The organism is Roseovarius halophilus (ex Wu et al. 2025) (assembly GCF_047086965.1).
Window position 1 is genome coordinate 1 of sequence record NZ_JBKOTX010000301.1, and the last position, 4,812, is coordinate 4,812.

5 protein-coding genes are annotated in these 4,812 nt (G+C 67.3%); 2 read left to right on the forward strand and 3 right to left on the reverse strand.

Annotation, left to right across the window (positions count from 1 at the left end; translation table 11 throughout):
* Positions 1 to 112 precede the first annotated feature (112 nt).
* Together ACH107_RS30030 and ACH107_RS30035 are read left to right on the forward strand one after the other, a co-directional pair.
* Positions 113 to 256 (forward strand): hypothetical protein, encoded by a 144-nt coding sequence (locus ACH107_RS30030; RefSeq protein ID WP_412509368.1) that lies wholly within the window; start codon positions 113 to 115, stop codon positions 254 to 256.
* 62 nt (positions 257 to 318) lie between these two features.
* Positions 319 to 1,182, forward strand: a complete 864-nt coding sequence (locus ACH107_RS30035) for an inositol monophosphatase family protein (RefSeq protein ID WP_412509369.1) — start codon at positions 319 to 321, stop codon at positions 1,180 to 1,182.
* Positions 1,183 to 1,254: 72 nt separating this feature from the next.
* On the opposite strand, the gene gcvP is transcribed toward ACH107_RS30035, so the two are convergent.
* The 3 genes from gcvP to ACH107_RS30050 all read right to left on the reverse strand — a co-directional run.
* The gene (gene gcvP, locus ACH107_RS30040; RefSeq protein ID WP_412509370.1) at positions 1,255 to 4,104 is read right to left on the reverse strand and encodes an aminomethyl-transferring glycine dehydrogenase; all 2,850 of its coding nucleotides are present in this window, start codon (positions 4,102 to 4,104) and stop codon (positions 1,255 to 1,257) included.
* Positions 4,105 to 4,247: 143 nt separating this feature from the next.
* Positions 4,248 to 4,607: a glycine cleavage system protein GcvH gene (gcvH, locus tag ACH107_RS30045; protein ID WP_412509371.1), complete on the reverse strand. Its 360-nt coding sequence runs from the start codon at positions 4,605 to 4,607 to the stop codon at positions 4,248 to 4,250.
* Positions 4,608 to 4,628: 21 nt separating this feature from the next.
* Positions 4,629 to 4,812, reverse strand: a 184-nt coding sequence (locus tag ACH107_RS30050; protein ID WP_412509372.1) for a glycine cleavage T C-terminal barrel domain-containing protein, incomplete at its 5' end; no start/stop codon positions are given.

Below are 4,812 nucleotides of genomic sequence, written 5' to 3' on the forward strand. Positions count from 1 at the left end.
ATCCACCGCCGCGTCCGCCTCGATCTCGTCCCGCTCCCACACCAGCCCCAGCTTCTTGGTCCGGTCGCGCTTTTCCAGCAGTTCGACAAGTTGCGCGTGAAGCCGTTTCGTGATGGAAACCGGCTTCGCGGTGATATGGCCCTCGGCGCTCGCGATCGTCGGCGGCGGCGCGGGCCTTTCGCTGCTGGCGGGGCTGGCCTTTGCATGGGGGCCGCTCCGCGCCCGGCCCGCACGGGTCCTGCGGGGGCGCGAATAGCCGCGTTGAATTTCCCGCGGCGGGATGGCAAGGCAAGCGCCCGAACGCCGGAGGATACCCGCATGACCGATTCCCTGCCCATTCCCCTGACCTCGCCGCTGAGCCGGGCGCAGAAGACCACCCTCATCAACCTGGTCCGCCGCGCCGCCAAGGCCGAGATCATGCCCCGCTTCCGCAACCTCGGCCATGCCGACATCACCGCCAAGACCGGCCGGCACGACCTCGTGACCGAGGCCGACAAGGCGGCCGAGGCCATGCTCGCCCGCGGCATCCAGCAGATGTTTCCCCATGCGCTCGTCGTCGGCGAAGAAGCCGCCCACGCGCATCCCGAACTCCGCGACGGCGTCGGCGAGGCCGAGCTGGCCGTCATCCTCGACCCGCTGGACGGCACGTGGAACTTCGCGCACGGCCTGCCGCTTTTCGGCGTGATCGTGGCGGTCACGCGCTTCGGCAAACCGGTTCTGGGCCTGCTCTACGACCCGGTCATGGATGACTGGATCCTCGCCGAACAGGGCGTACCGGCGCACTTGGCCCGGTCGATGGATACCGCCCGGCCCCTGTCCGTGTCACCCGGCCGCGCCCTGTCGGATCTGTCGGGGTACATCCACCTCTACCTGATGCCCGAGGCGCAACAGGCCGAGCTGGCCGCGCGCCTGCCCGACCTGGCGCGCAGCATGACCCTGCGCTGTTCGTGCCATGAATACCGGACCGTCGCGCAAGGCGGCATGGATTTCATCCTGTCGGGCGTGATGAACCCGTGGGATCACGCGGCCGGCGTGCTGGCCTGCCAGCAGGCGGGCGGCGTGGCCCGGATGCTCGACGGGCGGGCCTACGACGCCACCGTGACGGACGGCTACCTCCTGACCGCCCCGGACGACGAAAGCTGGACCCGCCTGCGCGACCACTTCGCCGTCCTGCTGGACTGACCGGCGCCCCGCGCACGGACCGCGCGGCCATTTGCCCGCCGGGCTGCCGTGACCGGCAGCCCGGCGGGTGCGTCACTCGGCCGCCTCGGCATACGCCTCCATCGGCGGGCAGGTGCAGACAAGGTGCCGGTCGCCATAGACGTTGTCGACCCGCCCGACCGGCGGCCAGTACTTGTCCACCCGGAACGCCCCCGGCGGGAAGCAGGCCTGTTCGCAGCTGTAGGGACGATCCCAGTCCTTCACGAGGTCCTCCATCGTGTGCGGCGCGTTCTTGAGCGGATTGTCCGCGGCGTCGATCCGGCCGTCCTCGATATCGGCGATCTCGGCGCGAATGGCCAGCATGGCGTCGCAGAACCTGTCCAGTTCCGCCTTGGTCTCCGATTCGGTGGGCTCCACCATCAATGTCCCGGCGACCGGCCAGCTCATCGTCGGCGCGTGGAACCCGCAATCCATCAGCCGCTTGGCGATGTCGTCCACGGTGATCCCGGCACTGTCGGCAAACGGGCGGGTGTCGATGATGCATTCATGCGCCACCCGGCCATTGCGCCCCTTGTAGAGCACGTCATACGCCCCTTCCAGCCGCTTGGCGATGTAGTTGGCGTTGAGGATCGCGACCCGCGTTGCCTGCGTCAGCCCGGCCCCGCCCATGAGCAGGATGAAAGCCCAGCTGATCGGCAGGATCGAGGGTGATCCGTAGGGCGCGGCCGCCACCGGCCCCTCCGCGCCATCCGTTTCGGGATGCCCCGGCAGGTAGGGCGCCAGATGCGCCTTGACCCCGATGGGGCCCATGCCCGGCCCGCCCCCGCCATGCGGGATGCAGAACGTCTTGTGCAGGTTCAGGTGGCTGACGTCGCCGCCCACGTCCCCGGGGCGCGCCAGCCCGACCATGGCGTTCAGGTTCGCACCGTCGATATAGACCTGCCCGCCGTGGCGATGGGTGATCTCGCAGACCTCGCGCACCCCTTCCTCGAACACGCCGTGCGTGCTGGGATAGGTGATCATGCAGCCCGCAAGGGTGTCGGCATGCTGCTCGGCCTTGGCACGGAAATCGTCGAGGTCGATGTCGCCGTTCTCGTCCGATTTCACGGCCACCACCTTCCAGCCCACCATCTGGGCCGAGGCCGGGTTCGTCCCGTGCGCGCTCATCGGGATCAGGCAGACATCGCGATGCCCCTCGCCGTTGGCGCGGTGATAGGCCGCGATGGTCAGCAGGCCCGCATACTCGCCCTGCGCCCCCGAATTGGGCTGCATCGACATGCCGTCATAGCCGGTGATCTCGCACAGCTTGGCAGACAGATCGTCAACCAGTTCGCGATACCCCTTTGCCTGGTCGGCGGGACAGAACGGATGCAGGCGCGAGAATTCGCGCCAGCTGACCGGCATCATCTCGGCCGCCGCGTTCAGCTTCATCGTGCAACTGCCCAGCGGGATCATCGCCCGGTCCAGCGCGAGGTCACGGTCGGCCAGCCGGCGCATGTAGCGCATCATCTCGGTTTCGGCCCGGTTCATGTGGAAAATCGGATGCGTCAGGTACGCCGTCTTGCGGTGCATGTCCTCGGGGACCCGGTATTCCGGCTTGAACGTGTCGTCCGTCCGCCCGATCCCGAAGGCGCGCCAGACGGATTCGAGGTTGCGCGGCCGCGTCGCCTCGTCCAGCGTGATCCCGACACGCGTCTCGCCCACCTTGCGCAGGTTCACGCCCTCGTCCACGGCCGATTTCAGGACGGCCGCCTGCAAGGGCCCCACATCCACCGTGATCGTGTCAAAGAACACCTTGGGATCCACCTTGAACCCCGCCTGTTCCAGCCCCTTGGCCAGGCGCACCGTCTTGCGGTGGATACGCTGCGCGATCGCCTTCAGCCCCTTCGGCCCGTGGAACACGGCATACATCGACGCCATCACGGCCAGAAGCGCCTGCGCGGTGCACACGTTCGACGTGGCCTTCTCGCGCCGGATATGCTGCTCGCGCGTCTGCAGGGCCAGCCGGTAGGCCTTGTTGCCGTGACTGTCCACGCTGACCCCCACGATACGGCCCGGCATTGCGCGCTTGAACGCGTCCTTGCAGGCCATGTAGGCCGCGTGCGGCCCGCCATACCCCATCGGCACGCCGAAACGCTGCGCGCTGCCCACGGCGATGTCGGCGCCCATCGCGCCCGGCTCCTTGAGCAGCGTCAGCGCCAGCGGATCGGCCGACACGATGCCGACTGCCTTGTGCGCGTGCAGGGCCGAGATCTGGTCGGTGAAATCGCGCACATGCCCGTAGGTGCCCGGATACTGGAAGATCGCCCCGAACACCTCGGCAGGGTCCATCCTGTCGGGGTTGCCGACGATCACCTCGATCCCCAACGGCGCCGCCCGCGTCTTCATGACGGCGATGTTCTGCGGGTGGCAGTCACGGTCGACGAAGAACGCCGTCTTCTTCGATTTCGACACGCGCTGCGCCATGGTCATCGCCTCGGCGCAGGCCGTCGCCTCGTCCAGCAGCGAGGCATTGGCGATCTCCAGCCCGGTCAGGTCCGAGATCATCGTCTGGAAATTCAGCAGCGCCTCCAGACGGCCCTGGCTGATCTCGGGCTGGTAGGGCGTGTAGGCCGTGTACCAGGCCGGGTTCTCCAGGATGTTGCGCTGGATGGCCGGGGGCGTGACCGTCCCGTGATACCCCTGCCCGATCAGGCTGACCAGGACCTGGTTCTTGCCGGCGGTCTTGCGCATGAAATGCATCAGTTCCCGCTCCGACTTGGGCTTGCCGAAATCCAGCGGCGCTTCCTGCCGGATGCTCCGGGGCACGGTCTCGTCGATCAGCGTCTCAAGATCATCCGCCCCGATCACCCCCAGCATCCGGTCCATTTCCTCGGGCGAGGGCCCGATGTGCCGGCGGTTGGCGAAATCGTATGGCAGATATTCGGTCGGTTTGAACGGCATGGCGTCCTCCTCATTTCGGGCGTCCCGCGGTCGCGCGCGCCCCTGCTTCTTCTCGGTAAAAATACCCCCGCCGGAGGCACAAAAATCCGGACGGGATTTTTGCCGGGATTTTTTTCGAAAAAATCCCACCCCGGCGGCGGCGTTCAGCCCACGAATTCCTTGTAGGCCGCCTCGTCCATGTAATCGTCCATCTGGCCGGGCTTGGCCGGCTTGATCTTGAAGAACCACGCCTCGCCCAGCGGATCCTCGTTGACCTTGCCGGGCTCGTCCACGATCGCCTCGTTCACCTCCACGATCTCGCCGTCGAGCGGCGCCATGATGTCACTTGCCGCCTTGACGCTCTCGATCACCACGATCTCGTCATCCTTGGCGACCTCGGACCCAACCTCGGGCAGCTCCACGAAAACGATGTCGCCCAGCTGCTCGCTGGCATGCTCGGTAATCCCGACCGTGACCACGCCGTCCTCGTCGCGCAGCCATTCATGCTCTTCGGTGTACTTCATCTCTTTCTCCCTGACAGATGATCAACGTTTGAAATTCGCCGGCGTGAAGGGCAGCGGCGCCACCCGCACGGGCAGCCGCTTGCCGCGCACCTCCCCGTAAAGCCGCGTATCCGCGGCGGCCATTTCGGCGGGCACGTAGCCCATGGACATCGGCGCGCCGATCGTCGGGCCGAACGCCCCCGAGGTCACGCGCCCGACCGGCGCG

What these genes read in the sequence shown, in the direction of transcription:
- ACH107_RS30030 (WP_412509368.1), top strand. Translation starts at nt 113, where the DNA reads ATGGAAACCGGCTTCGCGGTGATATGGCCCTCGGCGCTCGCGATCGTC.
- ACH107_RS30035 (WP_412509369.1), top strand. Translation starts at nt 319, where the DNA reads ATGACCGATTCCCTGCCCATTCCCCTGACCTCGCCGCTGAGCCGGGCG.
- gcvP (WP_412509370.1), bottom strand. Translation starts at nt 4,104, where the DNA reads ATGCCGTTCAAACCGACCGAATATCTGCCATACGATTTCGCCAACCGC.
- gcvH (WP_412509371.1), bottom strand. Translation starts at nt 4,607, where the DNA reads ATGAAGTACACCGAAGAGCATGAATGGCTGCGCGACGAGGACGGCGTG.